11 protein-coding genes are annotated in these 16,939 nt (G+C 58.2%); 3 read left to right on the top strand and 8 right to left on the bottom strand.

Translation table 11 applies throughout. From position 1 onward, the window contains the following. Positions 1 to 19: 19 nt before the first annotated feature. Together N5W20_RS01275 and N5W20_RS01270 are read right to left on the bottom strand one after the other, a co-directional pair. Complete coding sequence (locus tag N5W20_RS01275) at positions 20 to 1,543, bottom strand: FAD-dependent oxidoreductase (protein WP_319807133.1); 1,524 nt, start codon at positions 1,541 to 1,543, stop codon at positions 20 to 22. A 229-nt stretch (positions 1,544 to 1,772) separates the two neighbouring features. After that, positions 1,773 to 2,546 (bottom strand): DUF2076 domain-containing protein, encoded by a 774-nt coding sequence (locus N5W20_RS01270; RefSeq protein WP_319807132.1) that lies wholly within the window; start codon positions 2,544 to 2,546, stop codon positions 1,773 to 1,775. Positions 2,547 to 2,736: 190 nt separating this feature from the next. Here N5W20_RS01270 and N5W20_RS01265 point away from each other — a divergent pair, with 190 nt between their 5' ends. Then, entirely contained in the window at positions 2,737 to 3,582 is an 846-nt protein-coding gene (locus tag N5W20_RS01265; protein WP_319807797.1) for a glycine--tRNA ligase subunit alpha, read from the top strand. Then, complete coding sequence (gene glyS, locus N5W20_RS01260; RefSeq protein WP_319807131.1) at positions 3,575 to 5,644, top strand: glycine--tRNA ligase subunit beta; 2,070 nt, start codon at positions 3,575 to 3,577, stop codon at positions 5,642 to 5,644. The genes N5W20_RS01265 and glyS overlap by 8 nt, the downstream gene beginning before the upstream one ends. A 51-nt stretch (positions 5,645 to 5,695) precedes the next feature. Here the strand turns inward: glyS and rodA are convergent, their stop codons facing one another. From rodA to N5W20_RS01230, 6 genes are all read right to left on the bottom strand, one after another. Further along, entirely contained in the window at positions 5,696 to 6,835 is a 1,140-nt protein-coding gene (gene rodA, locus N5W20_RS01255; protein WP_319807130.1) for a rod shape-determining protein RodA, read from the bottom strand. Further along, positions 6,835 to 8,697, bottom strand: a complete 1,863-nt coding sequence (gene mrdA / locus N5W20_RS01250) for a penicillin-binding protein 2 (protein ID WP_319807796.1) — start codon at positions 8,695 to 8,697, stop codon at positions 6,835 to 6,837. Before mrdA ends, rodA begins: the two co-directional genes overlap by 1 nt. A gap of 153 nt (positions 8,698 to 8,850) precedes the next feature. Then, complete coding sequence (locus N5W20_RS01245) at positions 8,851 to 9,396, bottom strand: hypothetical protein (protein WP_319807129.1); 546 nt, start codon at positions 9,394 to 9,396, stop codon at positions 8,851 to 8,853. Between the two features lie 13 nt (positions 9,397 to 9,409). After that, positions 9,410 to 10,348, bottom strand: coding sequence for a rod shape-determining protein MreC (mreC, locus tag N5W20_RS01240; protein ID WP_319807128.1), 939 nt, complete (start codon positions 10,346 to 10,348; stop codon positions 9,410 to 9,412). 23 nt (positions 10,349 to 10,371) lie between these two features. Further along, positions 10,372 to 11,418, bottom strand: a complete 1,047-nt coding sequence (locus N5W20_RS01235) for a rod shape-determining protein (protein ID WP_319807127.1) — start codon at positions 11,416 to 11,418, stop codon at positions 10,372 to 10,374. A gap of 258 nt (positions 11,419 to 11,676) precedes the next feature. Continuing rightward, entirely contained in the window at positions 11,677 to 13,248 is a 1,572-nt protein-coding gene (locus N5W20_RS01230; protein ID WP_319807126.1) for a 2-isopropylmalate synthase, read from the bottom strand. A gap of 846 nt (positions 13,249 to 14,094) precedes the next feature. Between N5W20_RS01230 and N5W20_RS01225 the strand changes: the two genes are divergently transcribed. Beyond that, positions 14,095 to 16,764, top strand: coding sequence for an Rne/Rng family ribonuclease (locus tag N5W20_RS01225; protein ID WP_319807125.1), 2,670 nt, complete (start codon positions 14,095 to 14,097; stop codon positions 16,762 to 16,764). Positions 16,765 to 16,939: the final 175 nt, after the last annotated feature.

Here is a 16,939-nt window from a genome sequence, read left to right as displayed (position 1 = left end):
CCGCCGAATCCGGCTTATGTCAAGCTTCGTCAAAGCGGACGGCGATGCGCCCCATCTCTTTTGGATGTTTTGAGCCGATCACCCCGACCAGTTTTCCCTTTTTCTCAAGTCGGGCGAGAAACTTGAAGTTATCAACGTCACCATCGATCTCAATATGATCATATGCCTCACCCGGCCAGCCGACCCACTCCAATTTCTGATCATATTGCTGTGTCCAGAAATAAGGCGTGGTCAATTCCTCGACAGGCAGGCCCAGCATGGCGCGGGCGGCAATCTGCCCCTGGCTTTGTGCGGTGCGCCAATGCTCAATGCGATAACGTTTCTCACCAAAGGGTACACTTGCAATATCCCCTGCGGCGAAGACATCATTTCCCAGCGACATATGATGGTCCACATCCAGGCCACCATTGCGCGCATTGCGGGGAAGGCCGTCTATATAATGTAATTCAGGCTCTGCCCCGGCGCCCACGAGCACAATGGAGGCTGTCAGGCGCGTTCCGTCATCCAGTTCAACCCAGTCGACACGCCCTTTACCCCTGATTTTCACGACATTGCGTTTGGGGATAAAAGCCGTGCCGTGATCTTCATGCAGGCGGCGCAGGCTGGAGGCGATGTCCGGGCCGAATTGTTTCTCAAACGGAAATTCCGAGCGGGAGACCACCGTGACGCCGACACCTTTTTTTCGGAGGGCGGCAGCAGCTTCCATACCGATAAAGCCTGAGCCGATAATGACGGCGGCCACTTTGTCCCCCAACTGCCCCGCGATGGCCATGGCATCGGCAGCACTGCGCAAAGTATAGACGCCCTCAAATCCGATACCGGGGATATCAAGTTGCTTCGCTGCCGATCCGGTCGCGAGCAGAACATGCTCCGCCGTGATCGCATCCCCTTTTTTCAGTTGAAGGGTGCGGGTCTCATATTCAAAACGCACGACCTGATCATGCACGAGGTCAACACGGTGTTCCACGTACCAATTCTCGTCCCGCAAGGGAGGGATTTCGATATCTTCAGGCGCGGCGGCGAGGGTGGATTTACTGAGCGCGGTGCGGTCATAAGGTTTGCGCGCCTCCGGGCTGATCATGGTGATGCGCCCTTCAAATCCGGATTCCCGCAATGTCACGCAGGCAGCCAGCGCGGCGGCACCCGCACCGGCAATGGCGACATGCTCATGCTGCCGCATGGGCGTGGGTTGCGGCAGGGCTTTTGACTTGACGGAAACATAGACATCACCGCCCCGCACCATCGCCTCATATCTCTCCAGCGGGTCCAGGGCCGGGGGAGCAATCCTGCGACCATTTTCAGCCGAGAAAACAGCTTTATGCCAGGGGCAGACGAGCGCATGGGTGGAGTTATGGAGGGCGCAGACAACCCCTTTCTCCATCGGCGCGCCCTTATGCGGGCACTTCCCCGCGAACGCGCGCACGCCGTCTGAAATACGGAGCAGGATAAGCGGTGTGTCATCCAGTTTGACGGCCTTGGGGATGTTCTCCTCCAACGTGTCAAACGCGGCGACTTTAACCCAGCTTTTCCTGACTTCACTCATAAGAGCGCCTTTTCTATCGGAAACTCCGAGGAAGAGAGAACGCAAGTCCCGCAAAAGGGTTGAGCAAGTCATAACGAAACATGGCCCGCCGGTTGGGGCTGGGCTTTAGATGGCAGGGATAGGCGCGTATCCGGGCGTGTTGAAAAACCTATCGGGACCGCGTCGAACGGGATGGAAGGCGTGCCGCATTCAAGGCGCGCCCGGGGCCGACTTGAATCAGCCAATCACGTCAGAACGAATCGTCAAACCCGCCACCATCATCGCCACCCCAGCCCGCATCATCACCGCCCCAACTCGGGTTATTATCGCCATGGCCCCACTGATTCACATCATAATCATTTCCGGCATCGATCCCGGACCCGGCAAAGGGATCCTGCCCCATCTCACCGAAATTACCGGTTGCCGCCCCGCCAGCGAGGCCGCCCGCAGTGGGGTCAACGCCGAAATGATGGCTTGAGAACAGGCTGGACAAGGCGTTTGCCGCCAGCATGCCGCCTGCAACGCCTGTCGCCGTCGTTAGAGCCGAGCCAAGAAACCCGGTCCCGCGAGCCGGAAACATACCCGTACTATAATTTGGCGGATAACCGCCTTGCGGCCCGAAACCAGGGTTTGGCGCGGGCTGCTGCGGATAGGGGCCGGGCGCGCCCTGTGGCGCACCCCAGCCGGGAGGCGGAGACGACGCATTTTGCTGGGCGCGATTACCGCCGAAAAGATTGCTGAAAAACCCGCCTGACGCACCGCGCTGGGGCTGTTGCTGCGCCTGCTGCAACTGAAACTGCAATTGGCGGATGCGATTATGCGCCTCTGCCAAAGCCGCCTCCTGAACCACCGCCATCTGCGTCACGCGGTAAGCGGCCTCAGGATGTTTGGAGAAATTTTCCTTGATCCACTGATCCGCTTCCGGGTCGATGGGGGCAAGGGCCGTGCCTGGCTGGGCATTATTCTGCTCACCACCGACACGCGCGACAAATTGCGCAATAAGGTCACGTTCCTGCTGGTTCATGGGGGCGCTCTCCGCGTCAAAACTTGATGATTTGAATGTGGGAGCAATTTCTCATTCTGGCAAGTATCATGCGATGATGTGTTTTCTTCCCCGCTTTGAAGCGTTAAGAGGGAGGCTTTATTTGACTTCGGAGCTGTCGAGCGTGACGTTTCAGCCATCGGATCGGGGGAAGCCCCTCTCCTTTCAGAATATGATTTTGCGCCTGCATGCCTTCTGGTCAGAGCAGGGCTGCGCCATATTGCAACCATATGATACTGAACTCGGCGCGGGCACGCTCTCCCCGCATACGACGTTGCGCGCCCTCGGGCCACGCCCCTGGAAAGCCGCCTACGTCCAGCCCTGCCGGCGTCCCTCTGACGGGCGCTACGGAGAAAATCCGAACCGCCTGCAGCATTATTACCAATATCAGGTGCTTCTCAAACCCACACCTGAAAATAGTCAGGACCTTCTACTCGAGTCTTATCGGGCCATCGGCATTGACCCGCATCTCCATGATATACGCTTCGTGGAGGATGATTGGGAAAACCCGACGATCGGCGCCTGGGGACTGGGGTGGGAAGTCTGGTGCGATGGGATGGAGGTGACGCAGTTCACTTATTTCCAGCAGGTTGGCGGCATCGCGACGGAGCTTCCTTCAACCGAACTGACGTACGGGCTGGAACGCCTCGCCATGTATGTGCAGGGCGTGGAGAATGTCTATGACCTCGCTTATAATGACGCAGGCCTGAAGTACGGCGATATTTTCCGCCGGGCGGAACAGGATTATTCCAAGTTTAATTTTGAATGCGCCAATACAGAAATGCTCTTTCGACACTTCGTTGATGCGGAGCAGGAAGCGACACGCCTGGCGACAGACGGGCTGGCGCAACCGGCTTATGATTACTGCCTGAAAGCCAGTCACATTTTCAACCTGCTCGACGCGCGTGGCGTGATCTCGGTTTCTGAACGTGCCTCTTATATCGGCAGGGTGCGCATGCTCGCCAAGGCGAGTTGTGAAGCCTGGCTCGCGGGTGAGAAAGAGGTGCATCATGGCTGAGTTTCTTCTCGCGCTGGAAAGTGAGGAAATCCCTGCCGCCATGCAGCAGCCTGCCGCGGAAGCGCTCGCGCAGGCTTTGGAGCAACACCTGTCAGCTTTAAAGCCATTCGATTTGAAGCCATTCTGGGGGCCGCGGCGCATCGGTCTTGCTGTCACCATTGACGCCACCGTCCCCGCTTCAACGCAGTCGGAACGTGGCCCGCGTGTCACCGCGCCGGAACAGGCCTTGATGGGCTTCCTGCGCAAGCATGACGCAAAAAAATCCGATCTGCAGGAGGAAAAAGGCTTCTGGGTGCTGAATCGCGAGATCGCGGAACGCAGCGCAGCCTCTTTCCTGCAGGACATCGTGCCGGAAATACTCTGGAATTTCACCTGGCCGAAATCCATGCGCTGGGGAAATGGCAGCGCCTTCACATGGGTGCGCCCGCTGCGTCGTATTATCGCGGTTCTGGATGGCGACATCGTGCCCTTCACGCTGGCGCGCGGGGATGATGACGGCCACGAACTGACATCCGGCAATTTATCGCAGGGACATCGTTTCCTCGCGCCGAAGCTGTTTGCGGTGTCCTCGTATGAGGGTTACCGGGAGGGGTTGCGGGAACGGAAGGTCATACTCGAAGCGGATGCACGACGGGAAGCTATCCGGAAGGACATTGACGTCGCCTTGGCGTCGCAAAACCTTCGGATCGTTGAAGATGAGGGCCTGCTCAATGAGGTCGTGGGCCTCTCAGAATGGCCCGTGCCGATGTTGGGCAAGATCGACGCCCGCTTTATGGAGCTGCCTAACGAGGTGCGGCAGGTATCGATGCGTACGCATCAGCGCTATTTCGCCACGCGCTATGATGGCGGAAGCATTGCGCCTTACTTCCTGTTTCTCGCCAATCAGGAATTTCCCGATGGCGGGGCCGCGACGACTGCCGGGAATGAACGTGTCCTGCGCGCACGTTTCGCCGATGCCTGGCACTTTTGGGAACTTGACCGCAAGGTAACGCTGGAATCCCGCCTCGGCGCGCTGGATAACGTCACATTCCACAAAAAACTTGGGTCGGTTGGCGACCGCGTCAAGCGCTTGGTTAAGCTATCGGGTTTTATCGCCCAAGAGTTAGGTCTCACGGATGCGGAGAAGCGTAATGCTGAACGCGCTGCGCTCCTCGCTAAGGCCGATTTGACGACCGGCATGGTGGGTGAATTCCCGGAGTTGCAGGGCATAATGGGCGGGTATTACGCCGAGCATGACGGAGAGCCCTCTGACGTGGCAGCGGCGATCCGGTCCCAGTATCTCTCTTGCGCTAATGGGGAGGAGGATATACCATCCAACGCCGCCATCGCCCTCACATTGGCGGATCGATTCGATATTTTGGTCGGCTTTTTTGCGATTGGCGAGATGCCGACAGGTTCCGGGGATCCTTTCGCACTGCGGCGTGCCGCGCTCGGTATTATCCGCATCATAGATGAAGCAGAATTGACGCTGGTTTTGGAGGATGTTTTCGCACGAGCGCTTGCTTTGCAACCAGTGAACGCCGATCATTCGGCAGTCTCTCAGAAACTTTCAAAGTTCATGGCTGACCGCGTTCGCGTGCAATTGAGAAATGACAACGTTGCTCAGGATATCATCGCAGCCGTTATGTCGAAAGCGAAAGATAATGACATACGAGATCTGAAGAAGCGCGTCGAAGCGCTTCGTATCATATCTGCAAACGGTGATGGCCCACGTCTTGTTGCGGCGAGCAAGCGCGCGGCAAACATTCTGCACATTGAAAATCAGAAAGATGGCCCGCACACGGGTGAGCCGGATGAGGGATTTTTCGTTGATCTTTCTGAGCAGGCGCTCTTCAAGGCGCTAGAGACGGCAAATCCGGAGATCGCTCAGTTAATGAAGCGGGAAGAATTTATACCTGCAATGGAAGTCGCTGCGACCCTCCGTGCGCCGCTCGACCAGTTCTTCGAGGCCGTGAAAGTCAACGACCCCGATCCTGCCCGCCGCATCAACCGGCTGCGCCTTCTTAATCGCGTCAATGAAGTGTTGAGCCAGATCGCGGACTTCTCGCAAATTCAGGGATAGGCTGCCATGAAGGGGCGGCGCTGAAACCAGAACCTGTTTGGAAACCGCCCCCTAATCCACCCTCTCGCGCTCATCGCGGTGCACCCAACTGGACAGGAGCAGCCCGAACCCGAACATCATTGTCAGCATCGCGGACCCACCATAGGAGATGAGCGGCAAAGGCACCCCGCCCACCGGGATGACGCCCATCACCATGGAGAGATTGACCGCGCAATACATAAAGAAATCGATGGCGATTCCGAGGGCGAGCAACCGGCTGAACTGATTGCGACAGCGTATCGACATCAGCACACCACCGATACTGAGGCACGCCAGCAGCGCCATCACGGCGATGGCGCCGACATAGCCCCACTCCTCCCCGATCATCGTAAAGATAAAGTCCGTCTGTTTCTCTGGCAGGAAATTGAGCTGTCCCTGCGACCCGCGTAAATAGCCCTCGCCCCACATTCCGCCTGAGCCAAGGGCGATTTTGGACTGGATGATGTTGTACCCCGCGCCGAGCGGGTCATTTTCCGGGTGGATGAATGTGTCGATCCGCGCCTTCTGGTAATCATGCAGGTGGTTGTAAACAAAGCCGCCCAGAAACGGTAAAGGCACAGCGAGAATGATAATCTGCCATAAACGCATCCCCGCCACAAAAAACATCGCCGCCGCGATCAGCGCGGTGATCACCGCTGTGCCGAGATTAGGCTCCTTCAGGATCAACGCGACCGGCAGAAGCGTCATGATGGCCGGGGGGATGAGGTAAAGCGGGTTCCCCATCTTCTCATGGCTTACGCGATGGAACCAGCTTGCAAGCATGAGGACGAGGGCGACTTTTGCGAATTCGGAGGGCTGAAATTGGATGCCCGCAATCATAATCCATCGTTCAGCCCCTTTGCCGACATGTCCCATATGCAGGACAAGCACCAGCAGCACGATGGATAACAGATAAATCGGGATCGCCAGGCGTCGCAGAAAGCGCGGACTGACGAAGGCCACGAACACCATCATGACCAGCCCGAAGGCGAAACGGACAATCTGGGGGTGCGCGAAGGACTTCGCACTCCCGCCCCCGGCTGAAAACAAAGCCATATAGCCGACACCGGCCAATCCGCAGATCAGGACGACATAAAACCAGTTGATCTGGAAAAACTTTGTCAGAAGCTGAAAACCTGGCTGTGCGCGCCAAAGCCGTTTTTGCTGATCCACTAATCCGCCTCCGCGACCGTCACGCCAGGGGCGTGTTCCCGGCCGGAGGGATCACGTTGAAGCACATCCGTCATAATCAACCTTGCAAGCGGTGCCGCCGTTGCAGCGCCACCATTGCCATGCTCGACAACGACGGCGACCGCGTAACGCGGCTTGTCAAAAGGGGCGTAACAAATAAAGAGCGCATGGGGGCGCTGCTCCCACGGGAGCTTCATGGAATTGAAATGCCCACTCTCACGCTGTGCGCGTGAAACGCGCCTCACCTGTGCGGAGCCTGTTTTACCCGCCATCTGTATGCCGGGCAGGTTCAGACGTGCCCGCGTTGCCGTGCCATCCGGCGCGTTAATCACATCAAACATACCGCCGCGCACAACATCCAGCCATTCAGGTTGGAGTTCCAGCCCGGGGGCTGTCGGCAGGTTTATTTTGACGCCCTCGCGCGTCACGGTGCGTCGGATCAAATGGGGTGACACCTCACGACCCGATGCGATGCGCGCGGCGTAGGTTGCCAGCTCAAGCGGCGTCGTCTGCACGAAACCCTGACCGATCCCCGCCACAACCGTATCGCCACGATTCCAATGATGGCCCTTTTTCCGTCGCCAGGCTGGTGTCGGCACATTACCGGCGCGCACATGGGGCAGTTCCACAGGCAGGGTCACGCCGAGCCCGAGGGGCGACGCCATGTCCTTAATCTGGTCCATCCCGATTTTTTGCGCGATTTTGTAAAAATATACGTCGCAGGAATATTTGAGCGCCTGACGCATATTGACGCTGCCATGGCCATGTTTGCGCCAGCAATGGAAGCGCGTGCCGCCGAGGTCGTAATAGCCGGGGCAGTCAAAGCGGTCTTCTTGCGTCACCAGTCCCGATTTGAGGGCGGCCAAAGCGACGGCGGGCTTGAAGGTTGAGCCCGGCGGATAGACACCGGCAACGGCCTTGTTCGTCAATGGCGCATTCGGGTCGCTCATCCAGGCTTTCCACTGCGCGTGACTGACGCCGGAATCGAAAAGAGCCGGGTCGAAGGAAGGCGTGCTCGTCATCGCCAGGATGGCGCCATCGCGGCAATCCATCACGACGGCGCTCGCATATTCATCAGCGATGCGCCCCAGCACCATTTGCTGCAAACCAGCATCAATCGTCAGCTCAACGCGATCACCCTGCGCGCCCTCCACGCGCTCAAGCTCTCCCAGGACGCGGCCATAGGCGTTGACTTCCATCTCAACCATCCCGGGCGCGCCGCGCAGCAGGTCATCCTGTGTCTGCTCTATGCCTTCACGCCCGGCGCGCATTCCGGGCAGGGCCAATAAGGGTGTTCTAGCGACGTCTTTTTCCGTCGGTGGCGCTACGTAACCCACAATATGCGCCAGTTGCGGCCCGAAAGGATAGGTACGTGTCGACCCGACATCCACAAGCACGCCGGGCAAAGAGAAGGCCTGCGCCTCAATCCGCGCCATATCGTCCCAGGAGAGAAACTCCTTCAACAATATCGGCACGTAACGTCGCAGATTTTTGATATCCCGCGAAATGCGGGTGCGTTCAAAATCTTCTAACGGGATAATCTGGGCAAAATGGTCGACAGTCGCGTGGATGTCCGTTGTTTCCTCCGGCATCAGCAGCGCGCGCCAGTTCTGGCTGTTTCCAGCCAATGGCACACCGAAACGGTCGGTGATCGCGCCGCGCGCGGGGGCCAGCAGGCGTTTGCTGGTACGGTTGCGCGCGGCCAGCGCGCTCATATGCGCGCCCTCCACGAGTTGCAGATCATAAAGCCGATGACCGAGAAAGCCGAAAATACCCAGTTGCCCGCCCGCCAGGAGCATGGCCCGTCGGGTGAAAACGCCGCGCGAAGGACGCGCCGTCTCCATCGCGCGCAAGGCGGAGCGGCGTGTCTTCAAGCGCTTCCAATTCAATCCGACCAAACCAAACGCCTCCGGACGCCACTCAGTCCCGTTTGTTACGGGATTTAGTTCCCCTGACCCCTATAACGCAAATAATAGGCGGATGAATGAGATATTATTTCAAATATCTTCTGCATCTGCCCCTATTCGCCGCAACCAGCCGAATAACGTCGCCAATATAGGATAGATGCCAGAAGTCAACGCAGCCTGGAAAATCGCAGGTGTCACTGGCAATCCGCGGGCCATGTTGATGCAGGAGACGAGCCACTCAACACCACCCATGGCAAGGGCCAGCAAGGTCAGGAGAAGCCACGCCAGAATGAAATTAATGTGGCTCAACCCATAGCGCCACATTTGCGCGACTCCATGCACGACGAGAAGGGAGAAGAGCAGCGTCCCCGGTGGTGAGAAATTGATGGTTTCAAGCACGAGCCCGATGAGGAACACCGCGGTCGCATCCATCGAGGCCGGTCGGAAAATCGTCCAGTAAAAGACAGTATCCACCGCCACGGCGAAGACAAAACCCTCTTTGCCCACCGGACTGATGACACCGGTGAGTAAAAACGTCACGACGATAATGAAGAGTGAGGGCAGCACCGCGCGTATGACACTGTCCAGACGTCTCTGATAGATCGTCGTCGGTGCTGAAGAGCGTCTTTCCCTCACGCAGATGACCTCTTCATCCCTGCCCCTTCCAGACATTGGGGAAAATACTTTCAGGGAGGCCGAACCGGTCTCTGGCCTTATTGATTTTCCTGACTCGCCCCGGTGCCACGGGGCCATGCGCGTCAATCTCCTTGAAATCAAGCACGCGAAGAACATCCGGGTGGTTGAGATGCCCCCCCGGAATAACGACCGGCGTGTGAGACGCGTTGTAATGCACGGTGCCGATAAAAACGCCATTTGGCACGCCGGAAGCCGTGACGGCATTTTCCTGACCGGCCTGGTCACCGGTCACGACGCGCTCGCCTTCAACCGGGTGGTCATCATGCGCAAAATACATCAGGCGCGGCGTGGCAGATCCGTCACCCGTCATGATCGCACTCCCTTCGGAAGAAGACAGAAAAACGGGAATACGGCTGACCGGGTCATTGATCAGCAGCACACGCGCCGTTGACGGCCCGATTTCAGAAATTCGACCAATCACGCCGGTGCCACCCAGAACGAGGTCACCAACATGCACCTCATGGGCTTCCGGCAGGGCAATGAGGACGGAGCGATTATACAGGCCGGACGCATCGCGGATGGCCCGCCCCGTAACGAAACTGATCGTGCGCTCGGGCAGCCATTTCAGATTGGCTTTGAGACGTCGGTTTTCATCCTCAAGCGCAACAGCGACATCATACCATTGACGCAACCGCGCATTCTCCGTGCGGAGCTCCGCATTTTCAGCGAGGAGGTGCGTGACATCACTCGCATAACTCCAGAACCGCCCGACCCAGCGTCCCGGCTGTGCGGCCAGACTGTAAGCGGGCGTCAGAAAATCAAAGATGCGCACGCGCAGGCCCTCGACTGATGATGGGGCGGAGATGCCGATAATCATCAGGGCCATCGCGAAAAACAGGTAAACAGGCAGGAGAAGCTTCTGTAACGATTGACGCAGCGTGATGGAAAGCATGATCGGGAAGCTTCTCCCTCGGGTCAGTACATCGAGACGAGCACGCTTCTCAAACGACGAATTTCTTCAAGTGCCCGCCCTGTACCTATCGCAACACAGGTCAAAGGGTTTTCCGCGACACTGACAGGAAGGCCCGTTGCGCTGCGCAAAACATCGTCCAGACGGTTCAGCATTGCCCCGCCACCCGTCAGCATAATGCCTTTATCGACAATGTCGGCCGCCAGTTCCGGCGGGGTGTTTTCGAGCGCGGTGGCGACAGCGTCGATGATCTGCATCACCGGCTCGGCGAGGCTTTCCGCGATCTGGGCCTGTGACACCACGATTTCCCGCGGGACACCATTAATGAGGTCCCGCCCCTTCACAGCCCGCACCGGCCCGCCATCCGTCGCATTCTCGGGCATACTGGCGGAGCCGAGATCGATCTTGAGTCGTTCGGCCGAGCTTTCCCCGATCAGCAGGTTAAAGGATTTGCGGATATAGGAGATGATGGCATCATCCATTTTATCGCCACCCACGCGGACGGAGCGCGCATAAACGATCCCCCCCAGTGAGATAACGGCGACTTCCGTCGTGCCACCACCAATATCGACGACCATGCTGCCCGAGGGTTCCGTTATCGGCAGTCCGGCCCCGATGGCCGCCGCCATCGGCTCCTCAATCAGCAAAACGCGGCGTGCACCGGCACTTTCCGCGCTTTCCTGAATGGCGCGGCGCTCAACGGCTGTTGAACCTGATGGGACACAGACGACGATCTGCGGGCTGGCAAAAGCGCGTCGATTATGCACTTTGCGAATGAAATGTTTGATCATCTCCTCCGCAACGTCGAAATCCGCGATCACGCCATCCCGTAACGGACGGATCGCCGTGATATTGCCGGGTGTGCGGCCCAGCATATGCTTTGCCTCCTCACCGACAGCGAGAACCTGCTTCTTGCCACGCACCTCCGTGATGGCAACAACGGAGGGCTCATCAAGGACGATGCCCCTTCCCTTGACATAAACGAGAGTATTGGCGGTGCCGAGGTCAATAGCCATGTCTGCCGACATGAGACCCAGCAGACGTGAAAACATTCAAGCCTCCTGGCCAGGAAAGGGGATGCACAAATGCCGCACGTTGAAGACGTGAAGCGGCTCATCGCGACTCAGATTTGCAGCGAGGCAATTGTCACGTCTTCCCGCTTAGCGAGCGACCACACCATGAGCAAGGGCAGAAAATAAAAAAATCGGTTTGAAAGTCGAAATTTAGCTGCCTGCACAGCGCAAGGCCGCATTGCGACGCCTTGACAGCGGTCGCATTGCGGTTTCTTAACCAAATCACAGTGACTTCCTTTACGCGGAAAGCTCCGTCGGCGCGCGGCGCGACGCCTTCGTCATCAGCTTGTTCAGCGCGTGCACATAAGCCTTCACGGCGGCGACAATCGTATCCACATCCGCCCCCTGCCCATCGACCGTTCTGCCATTCTTCTCCAGCCGCACCGTCGTTTTCGCCTGAGCATCCGTTTCACCCGTGACGGCGGCAACGCTGAAAAGCGCAAGGCGCGCGTCATTCTCACAGATCATCGCAATCGCCTTGAAGGCCGCGTCGACAGGCCCGTTGCCCGTGACAGAAGCTGTTTTGGGCGCGCCCGACACGGTCAATGTCAGCTCAACCCATGCATCCCGTTCAGAGCCGGACTGCACTTTGATGGCGTCAAACTGAATGGCCGCGTCAAGGTGATTCTCCTCACCAACCAGCGCGATGATGTCATCATCGAATACGGATTTTTTCTGGTCCGCCAGCGTCTTGAACCGTGCAAAAGCATGTTCGATTTCCGCATCCGACAATGTGTAACCGAGCGAGGCGACTTTATCCCGGAAAGCCGCGCGCCCGGAATGTTTCCCCAAAACGAGGGCGGATTTCGTCCAGCCCACACTTTCCGGCGTCATGATCTCATAAGTCGCGGCATTTTTGAGGATGCCATCCTGGTGGATGCCACTCTCATGTGCAAAGGCGTTGCGCCCGACAATGGCTTTATTGGGCTGCACATCAAAACCGGTAATGCCGGTGAGCAGTCGTGACACGCCGAGCAATGAGGGTGTGTGTACCGCATGTGTGAAGGGCAATTTGTCATGACGCGTTCGAATCGCCATGACCAGTTCCTCCAATGCCGCATTGCCGGCGCGCTCACCGATCCCGTTGATGGTGCATTCAATCTGCCGGGCCCCTGCCGTGAGTGCGGCGAGGGAATTCGCGACCCCGAGCCCGAGATCATTGTGATTATGGGTCGAGAAAATAACTTTCTCCGCCCCTGGCACGCGTTGCCGCAACGTCTCGAAAATCGCGGCGATTTCCTCAGGCGTTGAAAACCCGACCGTATCCGGAATATTGATTGTTGTTGCGCCGTTTCTGATCGCGACCTCGACGCAGCGACAGAGGAAATCAATTTCCGTCCGCGCGCCATCCTCCGCTGACCATTGCACATCATCCGACAATTGCCTTGACGCGCGATTGCCTGAAGCGATCAGCTCCAGCACCGTCTCGGGCGTCATGCGCAATTTATATTTCATATGAAGCGGCGAGGTGGAGATGAAATTATGAATGCGTTTACGCCGCGCGGGGGCGATCGCCTCACCCGCCGCCGCGATGTCGCGCGGGCCGCCACTGCGTGCAAGGGCACATACAACAACGTCCTCCGCCGCTTTGGCGATGGCGTTGACCGCCTCAAAATCACCCGGTGACGCAACAGGGAAACCGGCCTCAATCACATCGACGCCCAGATTTTCCAGAGCCCGCGCCATGCGCAGCTTTTCATCGAGGTTCATGGAAAAACCGGGCGATTGCTCCCCATCGCGGAGGGTCGTGTCAAAAATGATGACACGATTTTCAGAGATATCGCCAAAGGAAGGGTGCTGGATGGTCATAATTTTCTCTCGCTTGAATTCAGGCTGAAAACGACAAATACCCCCTGCGCATCAAGGCCGTGAGACGGCCACCATGCTCAGGGGCAGATAAGTCGTAGCGAGAGAAGCGCGCAGGCATGCGGCACCAATGGCAGGGTCGCCACGGATGATAAGCCAAAAATTTTGCCTGAAAGCACCATGCGGGGGACGTTAGACGATATCTCGCTTCCGCACCAGCGTGATTATGGTCTGACAAAAAGAATTTAAGGACCGGAAACAGGGCAGGGGGCGGTTTGTCGCCATCTCGGCCCCAAATGCGCAGGATATCGGAACCGAAAAAATCACGTAAATAACTTTCCAAAAAAGTCGTAAATGAGGCAGGATCAGCAAGAATATGACTCGAAAGCGAGAGCTTGCTTGCGAAAGGCAGCGATTTAAGTCATTGTGGGGAAGGAAGGGTTTCAGAACGGCGTTTGAACCTCGCGGTCGGATCAACCGATCCCCCGGGTTTCCTGCCATCTGACTTCCATTGGCCGATCTGATCGGTTGCGTGTCCGACCCCCGCATTCCACGCGGTTTTCAATGGGTTGTGACGCCCGGCCTGATCGGCAAAAGGTTATAACTTTTGGAGCTGGCAAATTTTGGCTCGTCTCGCGCTCTGTGCCTCACCCGATGGACTGCATCACCGGATGCAGCCGCACGCGTGCGTCACGATGCTGGACATGTCGCGACGCCCCGTCACGGTCAAGGCGCACGTCCTTGCTCGTATGGCTCCGGAGAGGTTTTTATCACCCATCGCCTGCGCCCCGTCTGTGTTGGCCAGGCCTGCCATAATATCAGCTTCGGCTGATCGGAGTTTATACATTAATGCAAAAACGTATGCTGATCGACACGACCCACGCGGAAGAGACGCGGGTCGTCGTCATGGACGGCGATCGCCTTGAGGATTACGACGTTGAGACGTCAACGCGGAAGCAGATAAAAGGCAATATCTACCTCGCCAAGGTCATTCGGATTGAGCCGAGCCTTCAGGCTGCCTTTGTCGATTATGGCGGCAATCGCCATGGTTTTCTCGCTTTCAGCGAAATTCATCCGGATTACTTCCAGATCCCGGTAGCAGACCGTGAAGAGCTTCTGGCGCTTCAGAATGCGGACATCGAAGATCAACCTGAAATCACCGAGACGCCGGTTGAGGATAATATCCCGGAAAGCGATGAGGTCAGTGACACTGAGGATGACGGTGAGGACCAACCCCCGCCGGAAGTCGTCGGCGGCGAAAATGATACAGGCGAGGAAAGCAATTCCGCCCGGCGTATGGCGCGATTCCTGCGGAATTACCGCATTCAGGAGGTTATTCGCCGGCGTCAGATCATTCTCGTCCAGGTGGTCAAGGAAGAGCGTGGCAATAAGGGTGCCGCCCTCACAACCTATGTCTCCCTGCCGGGCCGCTATTGTGTTCTGATGCCGAACGCACTGCGCGGCGGTGGCGTCTCACGTAAAATCACTTCCGAGAATGACCGGCGCCGCCTGCGCGACATCATTGCGGAGCTGGATCTGCCGCGCAGCATGGCCATGATCGTCCGCACAGCCGGGGCACAGCGCCCGGAAGCGGAGATTACCCGCGATTGCGAATATCTTCTGCAATTATGGGATCATATCCGCGACCGCACGCTTTCCTCCATCGCGCCTTCCCTGGTTTATGAGGAAGCCAATCTGATCAAGCGCGCCATTCGCGACCTTTTCAGCAAGGACATCACCGAAATTCTCGTCGATGGAGAACCGGGCTGGAAAAGCGCGCGGGACTTCATGCGCAATCTCATGCCGCATAACGCGCATCTGGTGAAGTTATGGCGCAATAACGGCCAGAGCCTTTTTGCCCGTAACCGCGTCGAGGGGCATCTGGATGCAATTTTCTCCCCGACCGCAACGCTGAAATCCGGCGGCTACATCGTCATCAACCAGACGGAAGCGCTCGTCTCCATCGACGTGAATTCAGGGCGTTCCACAGGGCAACGCAATATCGAGGATACGGCCCTCCGCACGAATCTTGAGGCGGCGGAAGAAGTGGCGCGTCAATTGCGCCTGCGTGACCTTGCGGGACTCGTCGTGATCGACTTCATTGACATGGAAAGTCGGCGCCATAATGGCATGGTCGAGAAAAGGCTGAAGGAAGCGCTCAAGTCAGACCGCGCGCGCATCCAGATTGGCCAGATCTCCCATTTCGGCCTGCTTGAAATGTCGCGCCAGCGTCTGCGTGCCTCCATCGCGGAAGCCGTCCTCACCCCATGCTCTCATTGTAAAGGCACGGGTTATATACGCGGGACAGAAAGTGCGGCCCTGCAGGTGCTCCGCACGATTGATGAGGAAGGGCTCCGTCAGCGCGCTTCCGAAATCTCAGTTCATGTTTCCTCGGATGTTGCGCTTTATATCCTCAATCAGAAGCGTCAATGGCTGAGTGAAATTGAACAGCGTCACGCCATGAGCGTCAAATTCGTCGCTGATGATACGTTATTCGCGGCGGATATGCGGATTGAGCGCGTGCGCACGCAGGAGGCCCCGACACAGCATCGCGAAGCGGCCCCCGCGCCGCGTGGGCCGGTAAAACGGGAAGATGACCTGCATGAGGACGTCGCTCCACACCAGGATGACGCAAATTCAGCGTCGGAAGCCTCATCGGGAGCCGGTGACGGAGAAAATGCGGAGACAGGTCGTCGACGCCGCCGCCGACGCCGCCGCGGTGGACGCCGGAATGAGGAATTTTCCGACGCGTCACCGGCTTCAGATGTCGGCGCGGAGGACCATGCGGAACGGCACGAGGCAGAAGAGTCCGCGCCCCAACGCGGCCCGCGCGTCGTGCGTCAGATCGAGATCACGGAACCTCAGGAAGTTGCTGCGCGCCAGAAGCAGCAAGTGGCGTCACATGCGCGCCGCGGCGACGAACACGGTGATCTCTGGCGCAGCCGCCCGACACCGGCTGATCCTTTTGCCGGGGCCTCCTTCGATATTTTCGACATGATTGAAGAGTCGCCGGTCATTATGGATGTGTCTTCGGCGGTGCAGGAAGCGGAAATAACGCCGCCGCCCGCCCCCGTCAGTTCCGAGAAGCCGGAAGGACGCCGCGGGCCGCGTCGCGGCTTACGTCGTGGGCGCGGTCGCCGGAGTGACACTTCCTCACCTGTGACGGAGGTCATCGACGCCGCACCGCCCGCGATCGCCGCGCCACAGGATGCGCCATCGCACCATGCTGAGATATCGGACCACGCAGTTGAGCCGGATGCCCCCGCGGAGGCAACGCCGCGCCCGGCGCCGCGCCGCCGTGCGACGCGACGCGTAAAAAGCGCGGAGGCTGAGGCGGATGTCGCCGTGCAGAGTGACGAGGCCCCCGCCAAACCACGCACACGCCGCCGCGCACCGACCCGAAAAGCGGACGCGGCGCCGACCGTCCAAAAGGAAGAGCAGGCTGTGGCGGAAGCGCCGGCAGCAAATGATGCCGATGCAAAACCAGCGCCACGCCGTAAAGGCTGGTGGAGCCGATAATCAGGAAGGGGCCGCGCGCCCCTTCCCCTTCGGCGCGTCTGATCCTATTTTTTTAAAACCGGTTGCTGAAAAGGAAATCCGATCAGACACGTTTGAGCGGCCGCCCGGATTTCAGGCCGATATAAGGCCTTTGCCCTCTACGGCCGGAAGCCAGGAGAGCAAGGCCGTTTCAGCC

This window comes from Candidatus Kirkpatrickella diaphorinae (assembly GCF_025736875.1).
Lineage (GTDB): Bacteria > Pseudomonadota > Alphaproteobacteria > Acetobacterales > Acetobacteraceae > Sorlinia > Sorlinia diaphorinae.
Note: the sequence above shows the minus strand (reverse complement) of the source record. Positions and strands in the feature narration are given on the sequence as shown.

Excerpts from the sequence above, each read along its gene's own strand:
- N5W20_RS01275 (WP_319807133.1), bottom strand. The coding sequence starts at position 1,543 with ATGAGTGAAGTCAGGAAAAGCTGGGTTAAAGTCGCCGCGTTTGACACG.
- N5W20_RS01270 (WP_319807132.1), bottom strand. The coding sequence starts at position 2,546 with ATGAACCAGCAGGAACGTGACCTTATTGCGCAATTTGTCGCGCGTGTC.
- N5W20_RS01265 (WP_319807797.1), top strand. The coding sequence starts at position 2,737 with ATGATTTTGCGCCTGCATGCCTTCTGGTCAGAGCAGGGCTGCGCCATA.
- glyS (WP_319807131.1), top strand. The coding sequence starts at position 3,575 with ATGGCTGAGTTTCTTCTCGCGCTGGAAAGTGAGGAAATCCCTGCCGCC.
- mrdA (WP_319807796.1), bottom strand. The coding sequence starts at position 8,697 with ATGGAGACGGCGCGTCCTTCGCGCGGCGTTTTCACCCGACGGGCCATG.
- mreC (WP_319807128.1), bottom strand. The coding sequence starts at position 10,348 with ATGCTTTCCATCACGCTGCGTCAATCGTTACAGAAGCTTCTCCTGCCT.
- N5W20_RS01235 (WP_319807127.1), bottom strand. The coding sequence starts at position 11,418 with ATGTTTTCACGTCTGCTGGGTCTCATGTCGGCAGACATGGCTATTGAC.
- N5W20_RS01230 (WP_319807126.1), bottom strand. The coding sequence starts at position 13,248 with ATGACCATCCAGCACCCTTCCTTTGGCGATATCTCTGAAAATCGTGTC.
- N5W20_RS01225 (WP_319807125.1), top strand. The coding sequence starts at position 14,095 with ATGCAAAAACGTATGCTGATCGACACGACCCACGCGGAAGAGACGCGG.